Origin of the sequence: Xanthomonas maliensis, assembly GCF_009192945.1 — a bacterium.
GTDB lineage: Bacteria > Pseudomonadota > Gammaproteobacteria > Xanthomonadales > Xanthomonadaceae > Xanthomonas > Xanthomonas maliensis.
In genome coordinates, this window is record NZ_NSET01000021.1 from 234,664 (window position 1) to 256,057 (window position 21,394).

The 21,394-nt window shown below is 67.6% G+C and carries 18 protein-coding genes; 5 read left to right on the forward strand and 13 right to left on the reverse strand.

Annotation, left to right across the window (positions count from 1 at the left end):
- Positions 1-89: 89 nt before the first annotated feature.
- The 6 genes from CKY51_RS06710 to CKY51_RS06735 form a co-directional block, all read right to left on the reverse strand.
- Entirely contained in the window at positions 90-2,063 is a 1,974-nt protein-coding gene (locus tag CKY51_RS06710) for a phospholipase D family protein (RefSeq protein WP_031340470.1), read from the reverse strand.
- A complete protein-coding gene (locus CKY51_RS06715) occupies positions 2,060-2,572 on the reverse strand; it encodes a YceI family protein (RefSeq protein WP_081641434.1) in 513 nt (170 codons plus the stop codon). The genes CKY51_RS06710 and CKY51_RS06715 overlap by 4 nt, the downstream gene beginning before the upstream one ends.
- 60 nt (positions 2,573-2,632) lie before the next feature.
- Positions 2,633-3,109, reverse strand: coding sequence for a SixA phosphatase family protein (locus CKY51_RS06720; RefSeq protein WP_022973712.1), 477 nt, complete (start codon positions 3,107-3,109; stop codon positions 2,633-2,635).
- 15 nt (positions 3,110-3,124) lie between these two features.
- Entirely contained in the window at positions 3,125-3,757 is a 633-nt protein-coding gene (locus CKY51_RS06725) for a ParA family protein (protein WP_022973713.1), read from the reverse strand.
- A 452-nt stretch (positions 3,758-4,209) separates the two neighbouring features.
- Positions 4,210-5,127 carry an AEC family transporter gene (locus tag CKY51_RS06730; protein ID WP_022973714.1) on the reverse strand — a complete coding sequence of 306 codons (918 nt, stop codon included), beginning with the start codon at positions 5,125-5,127 and terminating at the stop codon, positions 4,210-4,212.
- A 280-nt stretch (positions 5,128-5,407) separates the two neighbouring features.
- A complete protein-coding gene (locus CKY51_RS06735; protein ID WP_022973715.1) occupies positions 5,408-6,064 on the reverse strand; it encodes a hypothetical protein in 657 nt (218 codons plus the stop codon).
- A 159-nt stretch (positions 6,065-6,223) separates the two neighbouring features.
- Between CKY51_RS06735 and CKY51_RS06740 the strand changes: the two genes are divergently transcribed.
- Positions 6,224-9,916, forward strand: a complete 3,693-nt coding sequence (locus tag CKY51_RS06740; RefSeq protein WP_152249009.1) for an indolepyruvate ferredoxin oxidoreductase family protein — start codon at positions 6,224-6,226, stop codon at positions 9,914-9,916.
- Positions 9,917-10,098: 182 nt separating this feature from the next.
- Here CKY51_RS06740 and CKY51_RS06745 read toward each other — a convergent pair whose 3' ends face one another.
- From CKY51_RS06745 to egtB, 3 genes are read right to left on the reverse strand one after another with little or no spacing between them, the layout of a single operon-like run.
- A complete protein-coding gene (locus tag CKY51_RS06745; protein WP_425479902.1) occupies positions 10,099-10,449 on the reverse strand; it encodes a DUF3253 domain-containing protein in 351 nt (116 codons plus the stop codon).
- The gene (egtD, locus tag CKY51_RS06750; RefSeq protein ID WP_022973717.1) at positions 10,398-11,384 is read right to left on the reverse strand and encodes an L-histidine N(alpha)-methyltransferase; all 987 of its coding nucleotides are present in this window, start codon (positions 11,382-11,384) and stop codon (positions 10,398-10,400) included. Before egtD ends, CKY51_RS06745 begins: the two co-directional genes overlap by 52 nt.
- Positions 11,381-12,664, reverse strand: a complete 1,284-nt coding sequence (egtB, locus tag CKY51_RS06755) for an ergothioneine biosynthesis protein EgtB (protein WP_031340473.1) — start codon at positions 12,662-12,664, stop codon at positions 11,381-11,383. The genes egtD and egtB overlap by 4 nt, the downstream gene beginning before the upstream one ends.
- An 86-nt stretch (positions 12,665-12,750) precedes the next feature.
- Here egtB and CKY51_RS06760 point away from each other — a divergent pair, with 86 nt between their 5' ends.
- Complete coding sequence (locus tag CKY51_RS06760) at positions 12,751-13,929, forward strand: aminotransferase class V-fold PLP-dependent enzyme (RefSeq protein WP_022973719.1); 1,179 nt, start codon at positions 12,751-12,753, stop codon at positions 13,927-13,929.
- Between the two features lie 57 nt (positions 13,930-13,986).
- On the opposite strand, the gene CKY51_RS06765 is transcribed toward CKY51_RS06760, so the two are convergent.
- Genes CKY51_RS06765 through CKY51_RS06780 form a run of 4 tightly spaced genes read right to left on the reverse strand, consistent with a single transcriptional unit; the run spans position 13,987 to position 17,818 of the window.
- The gene (locus CKY51_RS06765) at positions 13,987-15,468 is read right to left on the reverse strand and encodes an ABC transporter permease/substrate-binding protein (protein WP_152249010.1); all 1,482 of its coding nucleotides are present in this window, start codon (positions 15,466-15,468) and stop codon (positions 13,987-13,989) included.
- A complete protein-coding gene (locus CKY51_RS06770; protein WP_022973721.1) occupies positions 15,465-16,205 on the reverse strand; it encodes an ATP-binding cassette domain-containing protein in 741 nt (246 codons plus the stop codon). The genes CKY51_RS06765 and CKY51_RS06770 overlap by 4 nt, the downstream gene beginning before the upstream one ends.
- A gap of 49 nt (positions 16,206-16,254) precedes the next feature.
- On the reverse strand, positions 16,255-16,560 hold the full coding sequence (locus CKY51_RS06775) for an EF-hand domain-containing protein (RefSeq protein ID WP_052172294.1): 306 nt from the start codon (positions 16,558-16,560) through the stop codon (positions 16,255-16,257).
- A 52-nt stretch (positions 16,561-16,612) separates the two neighbouring features.
- Positions 16,613-17,818, reverse strand: a complete 1,206-nt coding sequence (locus tag CKY51_RS06780; RefSeq protein ID WP_031340474.1) for a DesA family fatty acid desaturase — start codon at positions 17,816-17,818, stop codon at positions 16,613-16,615.
- A gap of 149 nt (positions 17,819-17,967) precedes the next feature.
- Here CKY51_RS06780 and CKY51_RS06785 point away from each other — a divergent pair, with 149 nt between their 5' ends.
- From CKY51_RS06785 to CKY51_RS06795, 3 genes are all read left to right on the forward strand, one after another.
- Positions 17,968-18,801 (forward strand): ABC transporter ATP-binding protein, encoded by an 834-nt coding sequence (locus tag CKY51_RS06785; RefSeq protein ID WP_022973724.1) that lies wholly within the window; start codon positions 17,968-17,970, stop codon positions 18,799-18,801.
- Positions 18,802-18,918: 117 nt separating this feature from the next.
- A complete protein-coding gene (locus CKY51_RS06790; protein ID WP_022973725.1) occupies positions 18,919-19,947 on the forward strand; it encodes a TIGR00266 family protein in 1,029 nt (342 codons plus the stop codon).
- A 147-nt stretch (positions 19,948-20,094) separates the two neighbouring features.
- Positions 20,095-21,126 (forward strand): patatin-like phospholipase family protein, encoded by a 1,032-nt coding sequence (locus CKY51_RS06795; RefSeq protein ID WP_022973726.1) that lies wholly within the window; start codon positions 20,095-20,097, stop codon positions 21,124-21,126.
- Positions 21,127-21,394: the final 268 nt, after the last annotated feature.

Genomic DNA, 21,394 nt, shown 5'->3' on the forward strand with positions numbered 1-21,394 from the left:
ATTCAACCCCGGCGTGCCGATGACTGCGCTGCGGCAGCGGCACCGATGCGTCCGGGCAGGGATTGGGCGCGCCCGCTGGCGTTGCCGCGTCAGAGAATCGGTACCAAGCCGGCGCCGAAGGCGGTCAGCATGCGCACCAGCAGCCACTTCGGGCCGACATTCACTTCCGGGAAATCGCCCACCGCGACATAGCATTTGCGGAACTGCGGATCCTGCCGCTTGAGCGGGAACGGGCAGTCCGGGCCCGGCTGGAACTCGTAGTTGGTGGCATAACGCCACGGCCAGAAATCCAGCACCGGCAGGGCTTCTGAGACCTTGCCGACGCTGTAGTTCAAGCCACTGAGGACCGGCGGCTTCTCGCGCGGCGCCACTGTCCAGGCATTGCCGGGCTCGATATCGCGTTCGATGCTGGCCGCCAATGCCTGCGCAAAGGCCACATCGTCGATCACCACCGCCGCCTCGGTGTTGTAGTTCTCGCTGCGCGGATCGAAGTTGTGCGTGCCGATCACGCCGATCCGGCGATCGACCACCAACGACTTGGCGTGCAGGCCCATGCGCGCACCGGTACGGGTCACCGGCAATGGCCGGTTGACCGCGCGCGTGCCCAGGAACGAAGGCCGGGTTTCGGTGCGCAGCACGCGGCGGTCGACCGCACTGCCGCCTGGGTTGCGGCCGCCGCCGCTGCCACTGCTGCCACGGATGGCATTGCCGGCCGCGCTGCCGCCGATCAGACGATTTTCGCGGCGACCGCCATCATCGCCTTGCTTCGGTTCGAGCGGATCGGACACCAGGCTGGCGTAGTCCACCGGAGCGTCCAACGGAAATGGCTTGTATTCGTAGATATTGAAGCCCAGTTCGCGCAGGTTGCGGCGTTTGAACTTGTACGACAGCGCGTAGACGATGGGATTGTCGGTCGCCGCCAGGCTGTTGGTGGACACCACGACCCGCGGCGGCTGTGGATGCTTGCGCAGGTCGCGGAAGATCGCCTGGGCCGGATCGGACAGCACCAGGTACGGGGTCTGCAGCAGCACCTCGTGCTGCGCACCGGCGATCAGGCTATCGAGCTCCGGCGCGGTATGCACGGCGGTCGCCGGATGCTCCTTGCGATGCTTCTGCGGGAGATCTGCCACGTATTGCACCCGCTGTACCGGCAAGGCGGGGGCAACGAACGCCGCGCGCACGAAGCCGGGATCGCGGGCTTCTGCATCCACCCGCGCCACCCGCTCCGGGCGTTCGAAATGCGCTGGCGGCATGGCCGGGGCGCCCTGCTCGAGCAGCAGACGGCCGACGTCGTTGAGCCGTTCGGCCGGCACGCTGCGGCGAGCACGCCAGAACGCATCGAAGTTGGCGGCCATCGCCCGCACCTCCGGCCCGGCCAGGATGACGTCGCGATCGCGGAAGTTGTACTCGCCATCCCAGTCGAAATAGTCGTTCTGGTAGTTGCGCCCACCGACCACGCCGAGCACGTCGTCGACCACCAGCAGCTTGTTGTGCATGCGCTGGTTGAAGCGGCGGAAGCAGCACAGCACGCTGCCGGCATAGTCGAAGTAATTGAGTTTGACCTTGCCAAAGGTCGGGTTGTAGATGCGCAGCTGCAGGTTTTCGTGGGTGCTGGCGAGCGCGCCGAGGATCTGCAGGTCGGCGATGGCCGACAGCTGATCGATCAGCACGCGCACCTTGACGCCACGCTGCGCTGCCGCCACCAGCGCGTCCATCACCATGCGCGCGCTGTCGTCCTTGTCGAAGATGTAGGTCTGCAGGTCGATGCTGCGGGTGGCGCTGCGGATCAGATTGAGCCGCGCGACCAGGGATTCTTCGCCATGGTCGACGATGGTGGCGTAGTGCCGCGGTACGCTGGGCGTGGAGTCGGTGATCGCCTGGCCGCCCAGCGCGCGCAGCGGCGAGGGTTGGGCGCAGCGGTCGGCCCGCGAGCAGTCGACCACGGTGCCGCGGGCAGCGGCCGCGATCCCGGCCGCACGGTTGCGCTCGCTTTGCGACAGCCCGGCGCATCCTGTGCCGAGCAACACCGTTGCCAGCACCAACACCCTCCAAAGAAACGTCACGGGCGACGTGCCTCCTGCAAACGGGCACGCAGCACGAAGGTTACCCTGTCGCCCAGGGCCACCTGCCATGCATCCATTCCATAACGTCCTCGCAGGACCGTACCACGACTGATCACGTCGCAATCATAGCCCGGCCGCGGGCATTCGGCCGGGATGACGTGCAAGGTCTCTTCATGGGTGATTCCGCGAATGGTCAGCTTGCCGAGCAGATCACCGCCCTGCTTGGACAAGTCCGGATCGAACGGCACCGAGTCGAATTCGACCACCGGGTAGCGTTGCACGTCGAAAAAGTCCTCGCCGCGCATCCAGGCGGTGTAGCGGGCCTTGCCCGGGATCTCCACCTGACTGGTGAACATGCGCAGGCGCACCTGGTGGCGACCATCGGGCAGTTCCAGCAGGTCACCTTCGAAACGCGGGAACAGACCCTCGATCTTTTGCCCGAAGCGGGTACGGATCTCGAAACCGAAGCGCGACTGCGCCGGATCGAACGGAATCTTGTGCTGCGCCACGCCGGGCAGCGCGACGACCAGCGTCAGCCAGCCCAAGGCCTGGCAACGCCATCGCACGGATCAAGGCCACCAGAAAGCGGTCAGGCGGGCGATGCCCGGCTCGATCGCGGCATCCAACGGCAGCGCCAGCAAGGCGATCGAGGCGGTCGGCATGCCGCGGTAGTCGCCGGTCTGGCCGCTGTGCATCAAGGCTGCCAGCCGCTCCAGCCCGGGATTGTGGCCGACCAGCAACAAGCGCTCGGCTTCGCGATGCTCGTCCACGACGCTGGCCAGCGTGCCCGGCGTGGCGTCGTAGATGCGCTCGTCCAGGCGCTGCTCGATGTAGCCGGTCAGCTCCAGCACGCTTTCCAGCGTTTCGCGCGCCCGCCGCGCCGGCGAGCACAGCACCCGGTCCGGGACCAGGTGCTGGTCGCGCAGCCAGCGCCCGGCCGCCTCCGCCTCCGCCAGGCCGTGGGGCGACAGCGGACGGTCGAAATCGGCCTGACCGGTATCGGCCGGTTCGGCGTGGGCGTGCCGCAACAAGATCAATTCGCGCATGAGAACAATCCGGTATTAGGACTTGCGAAGCCACTTCAACAGCGGCTCCCAGTCCTGTTGGTGGTCGCGCACCTGCGCCGAGCGGTAGTCGAACAGGCTGCGGCCCAGCCCGGCCATCACCACGTAGGCCTGGGTGTCGCGCAGCTGGGCCACCAGTGGATAAGGCCAGCCGGCCAGCATCTCGGCTGCCTGCTGCGAGGTCTGGGTCCACGGGCGCGCCCGGTTGAGCACCAGTCCCACCGGCAGCTTGCGCTGGTGGACGCGCGGTACCTTGGCCAGGGTGTTCAGAAAGCCGACCACCGCTTCGATGTCCAGTGCCGACGACAATACCGGGACCACGATGGCATCGACGTGATCGAGAAACCCGCTGAGGTCCTCGGCCATCGCGCCGGCCGGGGCATCGATGACCACCTGGTCGGTGCCATCGGGAACGGCGGCCTGCCAGTTGCGCCGGCGGGTGGCATCGATCGGCAGCACCGCGCTCTCCAGGCTGGCGCGGCGCTCGGCCCAGCGGGTCGAGGAGCCCTGTGGATCGGCATCGGCCAGCACCGTGCGCTGGCCCTGCAACGCCGCGTGCGCGGCCAGATTGGTGGCGATCGTGGTCTTGCCCACGCCGCCCTTGGAGCCGGCCACCAAGACTGTCTTCATGCACGCCTCGCTTCCGGGAGCAAGCCGGCAGCGTACACCGCGATCGGGTGAGGAAGTAGTCGATACGGTTAACGAGCACCCCGCACGTGCCTGCCGCTCCCCGACGACGGCCACGGTCGGTCACACGCGGGCAATGCCCCTGGCGGCGAAGCCGTTGCTGGAGGACCAACGTTCGAGCGCTCGCCGGTCACTGCAGCGATGCAGGCGCCGCCTGGCGTGCGGCATGGCAGGCGTCTACCGGTGGCAGTGGTCCTCGGCGTGGTGGGCGCGCCGTCCCTTGAGCTCGCCGTTGGCGACGCGAACCGGGGCCTCGGCCCATTGCTAGCGCTTGAGATGCTGCAGTGGCCATGACCGTCCGCTCCGACGCCCGCCCGCAACAGAGGACCCGCCGAGCGCGTTCCTCGCCCGCCAGCCCGTGTCCGCGGCCTCGCTGGCATGCTGCCGGCACGCAATTACGCTGGCAGGTGCGCCAGCAGCCAGGTCCAGGCCGGCAAGGTCAGCAACGACAGCAGGATGCTGTAACCGACCATCGCGGCGGCCAGGCGCGGCGCCAGCCGATGCGAGATCGCCAACGCAGCCGCGGTGATCATGGTCGGCATCGCCGATTCCAGCACATTGGTCTGCAACATGGGCCCGCGCAGTCCCAGCACCCACGACAGCGGCAGCGCCAGCACCGGCATCAGCACCAGTTTGAACAGCAATCCCAGCGCCAGCGGCGCAAGGTCTTCGGCGGGCAGGCGCAGTTGCAGCGACAGCCCCACCGCCAACATCACCAGCGGCAACATGGCGTCGGCCAGCGTCTTCAGGCTCGTGGCAATCCATGCCGGCGGTTGTTCGGGCATCACCGTCACGGCCACCAACAACGCCCACAACGGCGGAAAGCGCGTGATCCGTTGCAGGATCATGCGTGCGCTCGGTGGCGCGTCGCCGCTATAGCGGGCCAGGATCACCAGCCCGACCGTGGACAGCAGCAGAAAGGTGCCGAATTGATCGTAGACCACTGCATACGGCAACGCGTGATCGCCGAGCAGCGCACGCACCATCGGAAAACCGATGAAGCTGGAATTGGTGAACACCACGCACATCAGCAGGGCTGCATAGGCTTGCCGAGGCAGGCGCAGCAAGCGGCTAACGCCCCATAGCAAGGGCAGCAGCAACAGCGTCAGCAACCAGGGCGTGGCCATCAGTCCGCCCAGCGAGGCATCCAGATGCAAGCGCGGCACGTAGGTGAGCACCGACGCCGGCAGGCAGAGATACAGCACGACACGATTGAGCACATCGGCACTGTTGTCGGGCAACACCCGCAAGCGCGCGAACAGCAATCCCAAGCCCAACATCGCCAGGATCGACGCAAATGCATCCACCGCCATGAATCGCCACGCTACCTGTCCAGTGAGCGTGCAGCATCGCACGATGCTGGTCACGCACAGCACGTGCGCGCAGCGCTGGCGCAACCGTGTGTGCGAGCGAACTGCGCGACGGCGGTGTGTGCAGTGCACCGCAGGTCCATGCATGGACCGTGCCGTTGCGCTGCACAGTTCACTGCGATGAAGTGACCGCCATCATGCTTGCGCGCGCGAGGGCGCAGCGCACCGACGGTCCTATCGTCGTTGCGCTAGCCGCCCGCCCGGCCCGATCAGACGTTCGCCGTTACGGAAACGCCGGCGGATTGGCCTGCCATGCAGCGAACACCTCGGCGAGCGTGGCACGCTCGGCGTCGCGCCAGTCCGGCAGCAGACTGGCATAGCTGGCGGTCGTGCCCCAGCGATCCGGCCAGGTCCGTACTGCGGCCGCATACCATTCCACCGCTTCCTGCTTGCGGCCGGCACGCCACAGGCCGAGCGCCAGCGTCGTCGGCAACCACTCCGGCGTCGCCGGACGGCCATTGGCGAGGATCGCCCACTGCTGCAACGCCTTGTCGGGCTGGTCGGCCCGCAACAGATCCCAGCCATAGTTCCAGACGATACTGCGGTAGATCTGACTGCCGACCGCAGCCTGGCTGATCGCAGCTTGATAAAGCTCATCGCCCAGCTGGGTGCGACCACCGGCGTAGGCCATCGCCGCCAATTGCGCGCGTGGCTCGGCGGCGCGACCATCGCGCTGCACCATCGCCGCAAGCCGATCGACCACGACATCGCCCTGCCCCGGCACAGCCACCACCGCCTTGGCGGTCGTGCGATCCTCGTCGAAATAAAACTCCTTCGGCTTGGGCAAGCCGTGCGCGTGCGTTTGTGCTTGCGCGTGCGCCATACCAGCCGCGCCCACCAACAGGACCCATGCAACGGCCCATGCAGACTTGCTTTTCACTGTTGTATCCCCTGACAGCAACGACCCATCCCGCGGTCATCCTAACCGGACTATCGCGGCGACGCATCCGCACAAGCGTGGGCAGCCTCGATGCCGCTGCTAGAATGCCTGCGCCACAGGGGCTTCCCCCGGCTTCCAGCCACCCTTCTCGGGCATGCCATGACCAGTACTGCTGAACTTTCCTCGCCCGCCTCCGCGCACGTGTCGGACGCAGAAGGCGTCGTGGATGCCGACTACACGCTGGAGCACAAGTACCAACGCACGCACGGGCGCATCTATCTGTCCGGCGTACAGGCGCTGGTGCGTTTGCCGTTGATGCAGCAGTGGCGCGACAACGCCGAGGGCTTGAACACCGCCGGCTTCGTCAGCGGCTATCGCGGCAGCCCGCTAGGCGGGCTCGACCTGGAATTGTGGCGTGCTCGTCGCTATCTGGAAGCCGCCAAGGTGACCTTCACCCCCGGCCTCAACGAGGACCTGGCGGCGACGATGGTCTGGGGCACCCAGCAGACTCCGCTGTTCCCCGGCGCCAAGGTACAGGGCGTGTACGGCATGTGGTACGGCAAAGGCCCGGGCGTGGACCGCAGCGGCGACGTCTTCAAGCACGGCAACGCCGCTGGCACCTCGCCCTATGGCGGCGTGCTGGCGTTGGCGGCCGACGATCATGCCTGCCGCAGCTCGACGCTGCCGCATGGGTCGGAAGACGAATTCGTCAGCGCGATGATGCCCATCCTCAATCCTGCCGGTGTGCAGGACATCCTGGACATGGGCTTGCTGGGTTGGGCGATGAGCCGCTACACCGGGCGCTGGATCGGCTTCAAGACCATCGCCGAGACGGTGGAGTCGTCTGCCTCGGTCGAGGTCGATCCGTTCGCGCGCCGCATCGTGCTGCCGGAGGATTTCGCGCTGCCGCCGGGCGGACTCAACATCCGTTGGCCCGATCCGCCGATGGACCAGGAAATGCGCCTGCACCGCTATGCGGTGGCCGCCGCACAGGCGTTCGCGCGCGCCAACCAGATCGATCAGGTGGTGCTGGATTCGCCGCAGGCCAGGCTTGGTATCGTCACCACGGGCAAGAGCTATCTGGATGTCTTGCAGGCGCTGGAGTATCTGGGCCTCGATGCCGAGGCCTGTGCACGGATCGGCATTCGCGTCTACAAGGTCGGCATGACCTGGCCATTGGAACCGCACGGCATCCGCGCTTTCGCGCAGGGGCTGGAAGATATCGTGGTAGTGGAAGAGAAGAAGGCCTTCATCGAGCGGCAGATGAAGGAGCTGTTCTACAACTGGCCGACCAGTGCTGGACCGCGGCCGAGCATCGTCGGCAAATACGACGAGCACGGCAGCTGGATCCTGCCGTCCACCGGCGAGTTGACGCCGGCCACCATCGCCGGCGTCATCGGCCGCCGCATCCAGCGCTTTTTCACCACCGAATCGATCGAACAGCGGTTGCGCTGGATGGACGCCAAGGAGGCAGAGATGGCCTTGCCGCGTGCGGCGTTCCCACGCGTGCCGCACTATTGCTCCGGCTGTCCGCACAACACGTCCACCGCGGTGCCGGAAGGTTCGCGCGCGCTCGCCGGCATCGGTTGCCACTACATGGTGACCTGGATGGACCGCGCCACCGACACCTTCACCCACATGGGGGGCGAAGGCGTCACCTGGTCCGGGCAGGCGCCGTTCACCGATACCCCGCATGTGTTCCAGAACCTGGGCGATGGCACGTATTTCCACAGCGGCTCGCTGGCGATTCGCCAGTCGGTCGCCACCGGGGTCAACATCACCTACAAGATCCTCTACAACGATGCGGTGGCGATGACCGGCGGGCAACCGGTGGACGGCACGCTAAGCGTGCCCGACATCGCCCATCAGCTGCGTGCCGAGGGCATTCACGAGATCGTGGTGGTCAGCGACGACATCGGCAAATGGACGCGTCGGCGCGATCTGTTCCCCAGCGAGGTGGCCTTCCACGATCGCAGCGAACTGGACGCGGTGCAGCAGCGGCTGCGCACGATCAAGGGGGTGTCGATCCTGATCTACGATCAGACCTGCGCCACCGAGAAGCGCCGCCGTCGCAAGCGCGGCAAACTGGTCGATCCGCCCAAGCGAGTAATGATCAACTCGCTGGTGTGCGAGGGCTGCGGCGACTGCGGCGAAAAGAGCTTCTGCGTGTCGGTGCTGCCGAAGGAGACCGAATTCGGCCGCAAGCGCGAGATCGATCAATCCAATTGCAACAAGGACTATTCCTGCGTCAGTGGCTTCTGCCCCAGCTTCGTCACCGTACATGGCGGCACCCTGCGCAAGGGCCAGCGGCGGACCGCCGGTGCACTGCTGGAACACCTGCCTGCACCGCAGCCGCGCACCGCGCTGGAGCGCCCCTGGAACATCTTGATCACCGGCGTCGGCGGTACTGGCGTGGTGACCATCGGCGCGCTGCTGGGCATGGCCGGGCACCTGGAAGGCAAGGGTGCGACGGTGCTGGACCAGACCGGTCTGGCGCAAAAGGGCGGCGCAGTCACCACCCATATCCGCATCGCGCGCCAGCCGCAGGACATCCATGCGGTGCGCATCGCCGCCGGCGAGGCGGATCTGGTGCTGGGCTGCGACATGGTGGTGGTCAACGATTACTGGGCGTTGTCCAAGGTGCGCGATGGCCGGACCGAGGTTGTGCTCAATACCTATGAGGCGATGCCCGGCACTTTTACTTCCCAGCCGGATCTGCAGTTCCCGGCTGCAGAGATCATCGCCGGCGTACGCACTGCGCTCGGCGGTCGCGAGCCCTTGCTGCTGGACGCCACGCAACTGGCGACCGCATTGCTCGGCGATGCGATCGCCAGCAATCTGTTCGTGCTCGGCTATGCCTGGCAGCAGGGACTGGTGCCGTTGTCGCATGCCTCGCTGATGCGCGCGATCGAACTCAATGGCGCGGCCGTGGCGATGAACCAGCAGGCCTTCGCCTGGGGACGGCTGGCGGCGATCGACCTGCCGGCAGTGCATCGCGCCGCCGGCATTCCGCTCGCCGGCGTGCACGCCGACACGCATGCCGACACACCGGCAGCGCGCGCGCCGGGCAGCTGGGAACAACACGACCTGGCCGGCCAGAGCGCACCGCGCGCACTTGCGCAACAGGCCGAAGGCGGCACGCCGGACGATGGCGACCGCGCCACGGCCCTGGACGACGAACTGCCGGCGCAATCGCTGGATGAGGCCATTGCCCGCCGCGTGGCCTTCCTCACCGACTACCAGGATGCGGCCTACGCACAGCGCTACCGCGCCCTGGTCGAACGCGTGCGCACGCACGAGCACCAGCGCGTGCCCGGCAGCAGTGCATTGACCGCCGCGGTGGCCCGCTATGGCTTCAAGCTGATGGCCTACAAGGACGAGTACGAAGTGGCACGGCTGTATACCCGTGGCGACTTCCTGCGGCGCGTGCAGCAGCAGTTCGACGGCGACTACCGGCTGCGCTTCCATCTGGCACCGCCGTTGTTGGCCAGCAAGGATGCGCACGGACACCTGCGCAAGCGCGAGTACGGCCCGTGGGTACTGACGGCGTTCAAGCTATTGGCACGCCTGAAGTTCCTGCGTGGCGGCAAGCTGGACCCATTCGGCTACACCGCCGAGCGCCGCAGCGAGCGGCAGTTGATCGCCGACTACGCAACCATCGTGGACACCCTGCTTGAACGGCTGGATGCGGACAACCTGACGCTGGCGGTGCAGATCGCCAGCGTTCCCGAGCACATCCGCGGCTATGGTCACGTCAAGGAAGCGCATCTGCAGGAAGCGCAGGCGCGGCAGGCACGGCTGTTGGCGCAGTGGCGCAACCCCAAGGCGCTGCATATCGTCCAGGTCGCCTGATGCAGTGCGCGGTCGGCGGCAGCACCGACCGCGCGGGCAGAGACGTGCCTGCGCAATGTGGCGTGCGGATGCATCGCAACGGCGCGTCGGCTTGTCTGGGTCAGGGCAATATTGCCGCCATCCTTAGAGCCGCTCTTGGTTTGGATCGGCGCCGCTTGCTGCAGATACCCAGCGGCGCTCGATCAGTAAGGGAAATGCGAACCGCGTGCAAGCCGGATCGGACCGCGCGCAGTGCAAGGATCCACGGGCTTGCCCCGCTGGGTGACGACGATGATGCACTGAGCGCGCAATGTCGCCGCCACCAGGCGGACCTGCGGCATCAACGCACGCCAGCGCTTCGGGTCGTCCGCGATAGCACGCGCAACCTCGGAAGGACATGCCGTGCGTCCGGCCTCGCGATGGGCGAGCAGCCGAACGATGGTCGCGGCAATCGTGGCCGGTGCAGGGTCCGGACCGGCGGACGTGCGCGGAGTCGTCGCGCTCAGAGCGGGCGCAGCAGGCGCAGGCCGAACCAGTCCTTGGCGTCGTTCCAGCCATGGGTGACCTTCAAGCCGGCGGCAGCGGCCAGTTCGGCAAAGCGCGCATCGGTGTACTTGTAGCTGTATTCCACCTGCATCGCCTCAGCGTCGTCGAAGCCAATCTCCTGCCCGCCAACCCGCACCGTCTGCGCACGCTGGCTGACCAGGAAGGTTTCGATGCGGCCCCGCGCGCGCGCATACACGGCACGATGGCGGAACCCCTCCAGATCGAAATCGCTGCCGATCTCGCGATTCAGCCGCGCCAGCAGATTCAGGGTAAACGCCGCGGTGACACCGGCCGCATCGTTGTAGGCGGCCTCGATCAGCGCGGTGTCCTTGTCCAGGTCGATGCCGATCAACGCGCAGCCGTCCTGCCCCATGGTCTGGCGCATCGCATCCAGCAGCGCGATGGCGGCCGGTTCGGTGAAATTGCCCAGGGTCGAACCGGGGAAGAACACCAGGTGCCGGCGCGCGGCCCGCTGCGCATCGGGCAGACGCAGCGGCCGGGTGAAGTCGGTGCACACCGGCAACATCTGGATCTGCGGGAATTGCTGGGACAGCCGCGCCGTGCTGTCCAGTAGCGCCGTGCGCGAGATCTCCAGTGGCGTATAGGCCACCACGTCGCGCAATCCCTGCAGCAACAGTTCGGTCTTGCGGCCGCTACCGCTGCCGTACTCGACCACGTGTACGCCGGCGCCGATCGCCTGCGCGATCGACGGCATGCTGGCCTCCAGCAGGCTCAACTCGGTACCGGTGAGGTAGTACTCTGGTTGCCGGGTGATGTCCTCGAACAACTGCGAGCCGCGGGCGTCGTAGAAATACTTGGACGGCAGCGTCTTGGGCGTTTGCGACAACCCGGCCAGCGCATCGGCGGTGATGTCATCGGGCTGCGGGCGCAGATCGGTGAGCGCCGCGTGGGCGCGTTGCACGGCATGGGCGGCTGCGTTCACGACAGATCCTTGGCTAGGCGCACGCCGGCGAACTGCCAACGCGCATCGGAGGGGAAGAAATTGCGATAGCTGGCGCGCATGTGAGTGGCTGGGGTGGCGCAACTGCCACCGCGCAGCACCCATTGCGCGTTCATGAATTTGCCGTTGTATTCGCCCAATGACCCAGGCCAGGGTGCAAACCCCGGATACGGCAGATAGGCGCTGCCGGTCCATTCCCAGACATCGCCGAACAGCTGCTGCAGGCCGGTATCCAAGGCAGGCGCGGCGCAGGGATGCAGCACGTCGCTATCGACGAAGTTGCCCTGCACCGTTACGCCTGCCGCTGCCTGTTCCCACTCGGCCTCGCGAGGCAGGCGCGCGCCGGCCCAGCGCGCGAAGGCATCGGCCTCAAACAGACTGAGATGGCAGGCCGGTGCATGCGGATCGCGCTCACGCCAACCGGACAGCGTGAACTCTCGGCCCTCGTTGTCCCAGTACAACGGATGCTGCCACTGCTGCGCCTGCACCATCGCCCAGCCATCGCTGAGCCACAGGCCGGCGTTGCGGTAGCCGCCATCGTCGATGAACTGCTGGTACTCGGCGTTGGTGGTCACCCGGCTGGCCAGCGCATGCGCCGGCACCAGCACGCGATGACGCGGCGATTCGTTGTCGTAGGCGAAGTCCTCGGCCTGCGGCCAGGCGGGCGCACCGATCTCGACGATGCGCTCCTCGCGCGACTGCCAACGTAGCGGACACGCGCGACTGGCAGGCGCAGCGGCGGTCTCTCGATATGCCGGCTGCAGCGGATTGCTCCACAGCGCATGTTTGATGTCGGTCAGCAGCAACTCCTGGTGCTGCTGTTCGTGCTGGATGCCGAGTTGCACGATGGTGCAGGCCTGGGGATCGAGATCGCCCTCCTGCAGGCGTCGCTGCATCTGCACATCGACATGGGCGCGATAGTCGCGCACCTGCTGCAGCGAGGGGCGCGACAGCACACCGCGGCGCGCGCGTGCATGCATCGGGCCCACGCTTTGGTAGTAACTGTTGAACAGATAGTCCCACGCCGGATCGAAAACCCGATAGCCAGGATCGGTCTGCAGCACGAACCGCTCGAAGAACCAGCTGGTATGGGCCAAATGCCATTTGCTCGGACTGGCATCGGGCATGCTCTGCACCATCGCATCCTCAGCGCTCAACGGCGCGGCGAGGTGGTCGCTCAATGCCCGGGTCTGGGCGAACCGCTCCAGCAGAGGCAGATGCCGTGGCTGGCGGTCGACCGACAGGGGTGGGATTGCAGACATCGACGTATGCTTGGCCAGCACACGTGAACGTGCCGTGTGGGCACGCTGGCCACCGTGTCATCAAGCAGTACGCGTAAGCTGTGCCGATGACGACCTTGCTGTCCAGCCTGCTCCCCGATCCCGTTCCCTGGCCGTCGCGCCAGCAAGCCTTTGCCATTCCCGACGATGTGCTGTATCTGGATGCGGCCTCGCGCGGACCGGCGTTGCGTGCGGTGCAAACGATCGCACACGCGGCCATCGACGCGCTTTCCGCGCCGTGGCGTCTGCCATTCGACGCGTGGATGGCCGATATCGAACGGCTGCGTGCGCTGGCAGCGCTGCTGTTCGACGGCGACGCCGAGGCGCTGGCACTGCAGCCCTCGGCCGCCCATGGCTTGGCCATCGCCGCGCACAATCTGCCGTTGCCACGCGGCAGTACGGTGCTGCTGCTGGAAGGACAGTTTCCCTCCAATCTGCTGATCTGGCAGCGCCGCTGCAGCGAGCAGCAGGCGCAGTTGCTGGCAGTGCCGACGCCACGCGACACCGAGCTCAGCGATGCCGTTGTGCAGGCGATCGAACAAGCGCCTGCATTGGCGATCGTCAGCCTGCCGCAGGTGTACTGGCTGGATGGGCGCAGATTGGACCTGGACCGTATCAGCGCTGCAGTGCATGCACGCGGAGCGGCGCTGGTGCTGGATCTGAGTCAGAGTCTGGGCGTCATGTCGCCCGACCTGGCGCGCTGGCGTCCGGCGTTCGTGGTCAGCGTCGGTCACAAATGGTTGCTCGGTCCGATGGGACTGGCATGGCTGTGGGTCGCACCGCGCTGGCGCACGCACGGGCTGCCGCTCGAGGAGCACTGGATCGGCCGCGATGCCGGCAGCAGTTGGGAATTTCCGCTCGAGCGCATGCCGGCCTATCGCCAGGGCGCGCGCCGCTTCGATGCTGGCGGCGTCGCCGATCCTCTGCGCATCGCCATGGCAACGGTGGCCTTGCAGCAGATCGCTGCCTGGCAACCGCCGCGCATCGCGCAGGCGCTGGGCGAACTCACCGCGCAGTGGGACGCCGCCTTGCAGGCAGCAGGCCTGGCCGATTGGCGCACGCCGCAGCATGCGTCGCATCTGACCGCACTGCAGCCGCCAGCCGCGCAACTGGACGCGGCGACACAGCGACTGCGCGCGCAGGGCGTCATCTGCACGCGCCGCCATGGCCGACTGCGCATCGCGCCGTATCTGCATGTGCAACCACCAGCGCTGCAGGCGGCGGTGGCGGCGCTTGGGCAGCCCTGAGGCACGAGCGCGCGGCATGCGCAGACACGACCGCCGCATGCCGGCGCCCGGTTCGCCTCAGGCAGGCACGCGGTCGCGACCGATGCGCAGGCCGCGGGGCGTCGCCCAGCGCTCCAGGCCCTCGAACAGCGCCTGCACCAGCAACGCGAGCAGTGCCGCGGGCACCGCACCTTCCAGGATCAGGCCGATATCGTCCAGGCGAATGCCGGTCAGGATCGGCTGACCGTAGCCGCCGGCACCGATCAACGCACCCAGGGTCGCCGTGCCGACATTGATCACCGCCGCGGTCTGGATACCGGCCACGATGGTGCGGCGGGCCAGCGGCAGCTCCACCCGCCACAGCCGCGTCCACGCCGGCAGTCCGATCGCCTCGGCGGTCTGTCGCAGCTCGCGTGGAATCGAGGTCAGACCGGCATGCGTATTGCGCACGATCGGCAACAGGCTGTACAGGAACAGGGCGGCGATCGCCGGGCGTGCGCCGATGCCGAACAGCGGAATCATGAAGACGAAGACTGCCAGCGACGGCAGCGTCTGCAACACACCGGTCAGCGATAGCACCCATTGCCCCAGCCACGGCCGCCGCGCCGCCAGCACGCCCAACGGCAATGCCAGCAGCAAGGCCAGCCCCAATGAGAGACCGACCAGCGCCAGATGCTCGCGCGTGTGCTGCCACAAGCGCGCAACTCGCCCATTGCTGGCAGCGGTCGCGCGCACGCCCAGCCATTGCGCCGCAACGGTGACCTCGGGCTGGTGCTGCAATTTCACCTGCGCATTGAGCCGCTGCATGGTGGCCGCGTCGATGCGGCCTTGCAGACGCTGCAAGCTGGCCACCATCGCTGGCGAACGGCTGACCAGGTCCTTGCGATAGACGAACACCGCCTGGTAGTCGGAAAAGTAGTGACGGTCGTCGGCAAGCACCTGCAGGCGGTAATACGGAATTTCGGCGTCGGTGCTGTACAGATCGGTGACGTCGATGGAACCGCTGTACAGGGCGCGATAGGCCAGGTCGTGATCCAGCCCGGTGGCGGTCTGCGGCAGGGCATAGGCGCGACGCACGCCGGGCCAGCCGTCGGCACGCTGCATGAATTCATTGCTCACGCCGATCTTCAGCGTCGGATGGTGGGCCAGGTCCGACAGCGTGGCAATCCCCAACGCCTGCGCCTGCTCGCGGCGCATGCCGAAGGCGTAGGTATTGGCAAATCCCAACGACCCGGTCATCGCCAATCCCCGAGCGTCCAGCGCGGCGCGCAGCTGCGCTTGGTCGGCCTTGGGCAGCTGCAGCAGCTCCTGCGCCAGCGTGCCGGTGTATTCGGCATAGACATCGATCTGCCCGCTCTCCAGCGCGCGCCAGAGGATGCGCGTGCCGCCGAGCTGGGCGCGATGGCGCACGTCCACGCCTGCCTGGCGACCGGCGGCAGTGGCGATCTCGCCCAGGATCACCGCCTCGGTGAAGTTCTTCGAGCCGACCGTGACCGGTGTGGCGGCCACAGCGGCGTTGCAGACGCAGACCAGCATGGCCAGCCACCAGCGCACGCTCATGCGGTGGCCTCGGCGAGGCTGCGCTGGGCGGTGAGGAAACGTTGCACGAACGGGTCCACCGGCTGTTCCAGCAGGCTGCGCGTGCTGCCCTGTTGCAACACCCGGCCGCCGCGCATCAGCACCAGCGTCTCGGCCAGGTAGGCCGCTTCGGCGACATCGTGGGTCACCAGCACCACGGTCTTGCCGAGTTGCGCGAACAGCGCGCGCATCTGCGCCTGCAGTTCGTGGCGCACGATCGGATCCAGGGCGCCCAACGGTTCGTCGAGCAACAGCACTGGCGGATCGAGCATCAGCGCACGGATCAGCCCCACGCGCTGGCGCTGGCCACCGGACAGCTCGGCCGGATAACGCGCCAACAGATCGAACGGCAGCTGGCACAGCGCACACAGCGCCTGCAAGCGCGCTTCGATGCGCTGGTGCGACCAGCCGAGCGTGCGTGCCAGCAGCGCGGCGTTGGCGCGCGCATCCAGATGCGGAAACAGACCGCCTTCCTGGATGACGTAGCCGATGCGCTGGCGCTGCGCCTGCAGCCGATCGCGCTGCAGCGGCTCGCCCTGCACCTGCACGCTGCCGTGATCGGGCCATTCCAGGCCGACCAGCATCCGCAGCACGGTCGACTTGCCGGCGCCGCTAGGACCGATCAAGGCGGTGGTGCGGCCGCTGGCGAAGCTCAGCGTGACCTGGTCGAGGGCGAGGGTCGATCCGTAGCGCCGGCTGACCTGGTCGAGAGTGAGCATGCGCGCGAGCTTGCAGCGCGCCGCGTCAGGCGGACGCGAAGACCACCGCTCAGCGCGGTGGCGCCAGCAGTTCGCGTGCGCTCAGATAGCCGTCGCCATCGGCGTCCTGGCGGGCGAAGCGCGCGATCAGCGTGGCACGGTGCGCCTCGCGCGTGATCGGCTTGCCGCGCCGTCCTGGCAATTCGTCGCCCTGCAGGACGCCATCGTGATTGCGATCGAGCTGGTCGAAGGCATAGCTCATCCAGGCCAGGTATTCGTCCAGGCTGACCCGGCCATCGCCATCGGTATCCATGCGCTGCAGATACTGCTGGCTGTCCTGCACCTGCGCCTGGGCCGCCCCGACCAGCGTGCCCATCCCCAGCAGCGCGATGACCAGCCGCGGCACCCGCCGCCGTGCGCGCGCAAGCTCAGGAACCACTCAGCGCATACCCCTTCAGACGCGCGGCATACGCCTGCAGCGCGGCAATGCCGCTGGCCTCGGCCTCGTGACACCACTGCTGCAGCTGCTTCAGCCGTTCGGAGGCATCGTGGCTGCGCGCCTCCAGCACCGCGGTCAGACGCGCGCGGTACTCCACCAGGGTGCGCATGCGCGGGCGCTGCGCCACCCACTGCTGCAACTGCGCGCGCGCATCGGGCTTGAGCCAGCGGCCGTCGTCGACCAGGCCCTTGCGCAGCCGGCGCGGCAGCAATTGCCGCAGCTTGGCGCCGGTGGCTGCGGCTTCCTCGCGCAACGCCGGCTTGAGCACGTTGCGCTGGTAGTCGGTCATGGCCTGGAAGCGATGCGACAGCAAGGCCTTCAGCGTGTCGGCATCGGGGACGGCGATGTTGGGCCGCACATCCAGCGACGGCGCCACCCGCAACACCTTGGCCAGTCCGACCGCCTGCAAGGCGCGGATCGCCCACCAACCGATGTCCACTTCCCAGCGGCGCATCGAGAAGCGCGCCGAACTCGGGAAGGCGTGGTGGTTGTTGTGCAGCTCCTCGCCACCGATCCACACGCCCCAGGGCGTCAGATTGGTGGAGGTGTCGGCCGATTCGAAGTTGCGATAGCCCCACCAGTGCCCCAACCCGTTGACCACCCCGGCCGCCCAGAACGGAATCCACGCCATCTGCAATGCCCACAGCGCCACGCCGGGCAGGCCGAACATCACGGTGTTGAGCAGCAACAGCACCAACGGGCCGGCGTTGGCATGCGGCGTGTACAGATGCCGCTCGATCCAGTCGTTGGGCGCGCCCTTGCCGTACTGCTCGATATCGGCGCGTTGCGCACGCGCTTCGCGATACAGCTCCACCCCGCGCCAGAACACCCGCCCGATGCCCTTGATCTGCGGACTGTGCGGGTCGTCCTCGGTTTCCACCTTGGCGTGATGCTTGCGATGGATGGCCACCCATTCGCGGGTGATCATCGAGGTGGTCAGCCAGGTCCAGAACCGAAAGAAGTGCGCGATCAGCGGATGGAAATCCACCCCGCGATGGGCCTGGCTGCGATGCAGATACAAGGTCACCGCAAAGATGGTCAGCTGGGTGAATACCAGCAGCACCACCAGCATGCCCCACACGCCCAGACCGGCGAGGCCGGAGGTCAGCAGGTCGACGATCGGCTCGGACAACATCGGCATCTCCACGCAGCAGCATTCCCCTATCGAATGCAGACATGATGGGGGCGATGGCGGCAAACTTCACCCTGCGGATGCGTAGGGTCGCTGCGACAGCATGCGTCGTTCACCCCGCATGCGTTCCCCCTCGTCCGTCGATGTCCTGCATGAGCGCCAGCACCGAGTCCTCCGTCACTGTTTCACCGCCCTTGATCGAACTGGACCAGGCCAGCGTGGTCCGCGGCCAGGTGCGCGTCCTGCATGCGCTGAGCCTGCGCATCGCCCTCGGCCAGCACACTGCCCTGCTCGGTCCCAATGGTTGCGGCAAATCCTCCTTCATCAAGCTGATCACCCGCGAGCTGTACCCACTGGCGCGCGGCGATGGCCAGCCGGCGGTCAAGGTGCTGGGCCAATCGCGCTGGCAGGTCGACCGGCTGCGGTCGCAACTGGGCATCGTCACCGGCGACCTCAGCGGCCTGCTCGCCGAGATGCCCGGTCTGGATGTGGAAGCGGCAGTGCTGTCGGGTTTCTTCGCCAGCACCGTGGTGCCGCCGCATCGTGACGTCAGCGAGGACATGCGCACGCGCGTTCGCGAGGCGCTGGCGATGGTGCGTGCGCTGCCCTTACTCGATCGCCGTTATGCCGAATTGTCGGCCGGCGAGACCCGGCGGGTGTTGATTGCGCGTGCGCTGGTCAATCGCCCGCAGGCCTTGCTGCTGGACGAGCCGTCCACCGGCCTGGATCTGGTGGCGCGCCAGCATCTGCTGGACAGCATGCGCGCGCTGGCGCGCCAGGGCATCACCCTGGTGTTGGTGACCCACCACATCGAGGAGATCGTGCCGGAGATCGCGCGGGTGATCCTGTTGCGCGCCGGCAGCGTCGTGGCCGACGGCACGCGCGAGGCCTTGCTGACCGACGCCAGTCTGTCGGCGGTGTTCGATGGCCCGGTGCGGGTGCAGCATGCGGGCGAGCGCTGCTGGGCGACGGTCCAGACGCCCTGACCGCGCGCCGGGTACCGCGGCCGTTGCCCTGCGCGTCGGCGACGCATGACCTTGGGCAGGGGACGCCGCGCCGGTCGCAACGCGTAGACTCGGGCCTCCCAGACAGGAGTCGCCCCGATGGCCCAGTGGTACTTCCATACCCCCGGACAAGCCGACCGCATCGGCCCGCTCGACGAGGCCGGCGCGCGGGCGCATGCCCAGCGCCAACCCGACGCCTTGGCCTGGCGCGATGGACTCGATGGCTGGACCCCGGCCCGCCAGTTGGCCGAGTTGCAGGGGGACGGCAGCATGCCTCCGCCATTGGGTGGCCTGGGTCGCCTGACCGGCGGCAGCGCTCGCGCAGATGAGATCGACTACCGCATCGTCGGCAACGACATGCAATTCGTCGAAGTCGAGCTGGATCCGGGCGAAAGCGCCATCGCCGAGGCCGGCGCGCTGATGTACAAGGACGCCGACGTGCAGATGGACACGGTATTCGGCGACGGCTCGCACGCGGGCCAGAGTGGCGGTGGCGGTCTGATGGGCAAGTTGCTGTCGGCCGGCAAACGGGTGGTCACCGGCGAAAGCCTGTTCACCACGGTGTTCACCCATGCCGGCAGCGGCAAGGCCAAGGTGGCGTTCGCCGCGCCCTACCCCGGCACCGTGGTGGCGCTGCGGCTGTCCGAGCATGGCGGGCAACTGATCTGCCAGAAAGACAGCTTCCTGGCCGGTGCGCGCGGGGTCTCGCTAGGCATCGCCTTCCAGCGCAAGATCCTTACCGGCCTGTTCGGCGGCGAGGGTTTCATCATGCAGAAGCTCGAAGGCGACGGCTGGGTGTTCGTGCATGCTGGCGGCACGGTGGTGGAACGCACCCTCGGCGCGGGCGAGCGTCTCGATGTCGATACCGGCTGCGTGGTTGCCTATCACGCCAGCGTGGACATGGACGTGCGCCGCGTGGCCGGCCTGAAGAGCATGTTCTTCGGCGGCGAAGGCGTGTTCCTGGCCACCCTCACCGGCCCAGGCAAGGTCTGGCTGCAATCGCTGCCGTTCTCGCGCCTGGCCGGGCGCATGCTGCAGGCCGCCCCGCAGGCCGGCGGACAGCAACGGGGCGAAGGCTCGGTGCTGGGCGGCCTGGGCCGCCTGCTGGACGGCGACAACCGGCTGTAAGCCGCGCCTGACGGCCGTGGTCGCACGACACCTGGGCGATCGCGGCCGCCGGCGCGGCAACCGCCGATGAAACGCCAGGGCTGCAGCGCGACGGGCGGCGCGATGCAGCGTGTATCCTCCCTCGCCGCTTCCTCTTCGCTCCCTGCCATGACTGCGCTCCGTCGTCCCCGTCTCCTCGCTCTGTTGTCCGTGTTCGGCCTGTTGTCGGCCTGCGGCGGCGAACCGCGTCCAGCCACGCCGGCACCGGTGGTGCAGGCGCCCGCCACGGCCAAGCCGGTCCGGATCGGCATCGCGCTTGGCGGCGGCGCGGCCAAGGGCTTTGCGCATATCGGCGTGATCAAGATGCTCGAAGCCAATGGCTTCGCGCCGTCGGTGGTGGCCGGCACCAGCGCCGGCAGCGTGGTCGGTGCGCTGTATGCCAGCGGCATGGACGCCTTCCAGATGCAGGAGAAGGCGGTGGCGCTGGACCAGACCAGCATCCGCGATGTGCGGCTGTTTTCCGGCGGTCTGGTGCAGGGCCAGAAGCTGCAGGACTACGTCAACGCGCAACTCGGCGGCACCCCGATCGACAAGCTGCGCAAGCCGTTCGCGGCAGTGGCCACGCGGCTGGAGGACGGCGAGCGCACGGTGTTCGTGCGCGGCAACGCCGGCCAGGCGGTGCGTGCGTCCAGCAGCATTCCCGGCGTGTTCGAACCGGTCAGCATCGGCCAGTACCACTACGTCGATGGCGGCGTGGTCAGCCCGGTGCCGGTGGATGCCGCGCGCCAGCTCGGCGCCGACATCGTGGTGGCGGTGGACATCTCCAGCAAGGCCAGCGGCAAGAATCCCGGCGACCTGCTCGGCACCGTCAACCAGTCGATCGCGATCATGGGCCAGCGTCTGGGCGAAGCCGAACTCAAACGCGCCGACGTGGTGATCCGTCCCAAGGTCAACGACATCGGCTCGGCCGATTTCAACCAGCGCGCGGCGGCGATCCTGGAAGGCGAACGCGCGGCGATGGCGGCGATGCCGCAGCTGCGCGCCAAGATCGCGCAGCTGCAGAGCCAACGTAGCGATGCCAGCCGCAGTGCGGCCGAGCAGGCGACAGCCGCCAAGCAGCAGGCCTATCAGCGCTGCCTGGAACAGCGTTCGCGCTGGGACAAGCTGCGCGGCAAGGAGGCGGACTGCGTGGCGCCGTAAGGCAGCGCGATCCGAAGACGATCCGAAGATGAAGTGTGGCGCGTGGTGCGCGGCCACGCGGCGCTGGTAGCGGCCTGACCGCACCTGCGGAAGGCATCGCGGCCGGGGCCGCTCCTACAGAGCACCGCGGGCTGGGTTGATCGATACGCATCGCGGCCGGGGCCGCTCCGACGAACGCGGGCGTGTTTTCGCATCCACGCGCTGGCTCGGTCCATCGTCGACAGCCTGAGCGGCCCCGTAGGAGCGGCCCCGGCCGCGATGCAGGACC

What these genes read in the sequence shown, in the direction of transcription:
- CKY51_RS06720 (WP_022973712.1), bottom strand. Translation starts at nt 3,109, where the DNA reads ATGCGCGAATTGATCTTGTTGCGGCACGCCCACGCCGAACCGGCCGAT.
- CKY51_RS06725 (WP_022973713.1), bottom strand. Translation starts at nt 3,757, where the DNA reads ATGAAGACAGTCTTGGTGGCCGGCTCCAAGGGCGGCGTGGGCAAGACC.
- CKY51_RS06730 (WP_022973714.1), bottom strand. Translation starts at nt 5,127, where the DNA reads ATGGCGGTGGATGCATTTGCGTCGATCCTGGCGATGTTGGGCTTGGGA.
- CKY51_RS06740 (WP_152249009.1), top strand. Translation starts at nt 6,224, where the DNA reads ATGACCAGTACTGCTGAACTTTCCTCGCCCGCCTCCGCGCACGTGTCG.
- egtB (WP_031340473.1), bottom strand. Translation starts at nt 12,664, where the DNA reads ATGTCTGCAATCCCACCCCTGTCGGTCGACCGCCAGCCACGGCATCTG.
- CKY51_RS06760 (WP_022973719.1), top strand. Translation starts at nt 12,751, where the DNA reads ATGACGACCTTGCTGTCCAGCCTGCTCCCCGATCCCGTTCCCTGGCCG.
- CKY51_RS06765 (WP_152249010.1), bottom strand. Translation starts at nt 15,468, where the DNA reads ATGAGCGTGCGCTGGTGGCTGGCCATGCTGGTCTGCGTCTGCAACGCC.
- CKY51_RS06770 (WP_022973721.1), bottom strand. Translation starts at nt 16,205, where the DNA reads ATGCTCACTCTCGACCAGGTCAGCCGGCGCTACGGATCGACCCTCGCC.
- CKY51_RS06775 (WP_052172294.1), bottom strand. Translation starts at nt 16,560, where the DNA reads ATGGGCACGCTGGTCGGGGCGGCCCAGGCGCAGGTGCAGGACAGCCAG.
- CKY51_RS06780 (WP_031340474.1), bottom strand. Translation starts at nt 17,818, where the DNA reads ATGTTGTCCGAGCCGATCGTCGACCTGCTGACCTCCGGCCTCGCCGGT.
- CKY51_RS06785 (WP_022973724.1), top strand. Translation starts at nt 17,968, where the DNA reads ATGAGCGCCAGCACCGAGTCCTCCGTCACTGTTTCACCGCCCTTGATC.
- CKY51_RS06790 (WP_022973725.1), top strand. Translation starts at nt 18,919, where the DNA reads ATGGCCCAGTGGTACTTCCATACCCCCGGACAAGCCGACCGCATCGGC.
- CKY51_RS06795 (WP_022973726.1), top strand. Translation starts at nt 20,095, where the DNA reads ATGACTGCGCTCCGTCGTCCCCGTCTCCTCGCTCTGTTGTCCGTGTTC.